The sequence below is a fragment of the Melioribacter sulfuriphilus genome, from assembly GCF_051488685.1.
Taxonomy (GTDB): Bacteria; Bacteroidota; Ignavibacteria; order Ignavibacteriales; family Melioribacteraceae; genus Melioribacter.
On record NZ_JBPSEH010000019.1, the window covers coordinates 1 to 1,871 of the forward strand.

Annotated in this window: 1 protein-coding gene; it reads left to right on the plus strand. The window is 36.9% G+C overall.

The window, feature by feature from the left end:
* The first annotated feature begins 51 nt into the window (after positions 1–51).
* On the plus strand, positions 52–1,557 hold the full coding sequence (locus ACSSV9_RS14535; RefSeq protein WP_437347985.1) for a S8 family serine peptidase: 1,506 nt from the start codon (positions 52–54) through the stop codon (positions 1,555–1,557).
* Positions 1,558–1,871: the final 314 nt, after the last annotated feature.

Consider the following 1,871-nt stretch of genomic DNA (forward strand, 5'->3'; position numbering starts at 1 on the left):
TCTTTTTTGTTTATTCTCTTACAACGCTTTTCATTAAAAAGTTTTTAAATTCTGGATAATTTTTCAGAGGTTTCTAATACTAATTACAGTCCGCGCTACTCGACAACTGTAAGATTTGCCTTTGCCTATGCTTATAAAATGAATAGAGTTGCAGTGTGTGCAAATGGGAATTATCAAGAATCTTATCCTGGTCAAACATATTATCCGGCTGGTTTTGGTCAAGGCATAATAGCAGTAGGTGCAACAAATAGTCAGGATCAGGTTGCTTCATTTTCTCAAGTGAATAATGGTATCGATGTTTCTGCTCCAGGCGTGAGTGTATACTCAACTTATCGAAATCCTGATTATGCATATCTGAGCGGTACTTCAATGGCAACGCCCCATGTTTCCGGCATGGCTTCATTGCTCAAAGGATATAACTCAAACCTTTATAATGATGATATCGAACAAATAATTAGGTTGTCTACCGATGATGTAAATTCTTTCTCTTATCCTGGCTGGGATCAATATTTAGGAACCGGCAGAGTAAATGCTTATAAAGCAATGCAATTTTTACAATCTCCGTATCAACTTTCGCAGCTTTCTGCATCAGGTGGTACTGATTATAGTTCTACAGATTCTTATACCACAATAATTTATGGTGCAAGCGGTTTAGCTGATGGACTTTATATTGTCAAACGACATGAGGTTCGTAAATATGTTACTTTTATGCCAATGTACGATCATTATGTTTGGGGCAGAGGTGTTGGAACAAATGGTTGGTCACTTGAAAGTCCAAACTTCAGTATGGGATTTTGTGAATTAGTTCCAGGTACTCAAAATGCTAACAGCGCTACTTTAAGAACGTATGTTTATGAAGTATGGAATACACTTGGTCAGTGGATAGGTTGGTTCCCGACAACAGTTTCTAATGTTTCTTTGAATTACACTGTACTGGGCAAACAACTTATTGCTCCGGTTATCTCATCTCTTGTTCAGTCACCCTCGCCCATACCGCCAGGCGAAACCGGTACAGTAACAGCCGTTCTTTCACAAGGGAATGGAAACATTACATATTCATGGAGCTATGCAAACAAACCGACATGGGTTAGCGTGTCTTTTAGTGGTAACACAGCTTATGTTACAAACGAACTGTTATTATTAAAAAATTCTGGCATCAATCAAATAATGGCACCTCCGTTTTCTCTGACATGTACAGCTTCAAATGCTGCCGGTTCTTCTACACAAACCTGCTATCCCTCACTGTCTTCATTGCTAAAAGAATCGGTTGATAACACTAATAGTCAGATAATTACAGAGACAAAATTGGAAGCTAACTATCCTAATCCTTTCAATCCTTCAACAATCATCAAATATCAAATTAAGGAAAAAGCGCCTGTAACATTAAAAATATTTGATATTACTGGTAGGGTAGTTCGAACCTTAGTTGATGAAGTGCAGGAATCCGGTTATTATGAAGTTACTTTTGATGCACATAATCTTGCAAGCGGCGTATATCTATATGCTTTATCAACAAGTGATTATAGAAGCTCAAATAAGATGATTTTAACTAAATGATAATTTTCATTCCATGAAGGCAGAATTATTTTTTAGTTCTGCCTTCGATTTTTAAGGGCGTAAGTATAACCCGTTTTCCAAGCCGCCCGCTTTAAACGTTGCGGCATTTGTATTGTAATAAAGTATCGTTGTATAAGTTAGTTGCTCTTTAAAGTAGATTGCAATAGAAAAGTTTTTATAAAATTATTGGCGTTTGTGTTTTAAGTAGCATTGCTGTGTTGGGCGGCGGCTTAAAAACAACGCCGTTATATGGCAAAATCATAAATTAATAAGGAGGTACTGCAAAAAAAATAATTTTCTAAAAACCCCGGCGC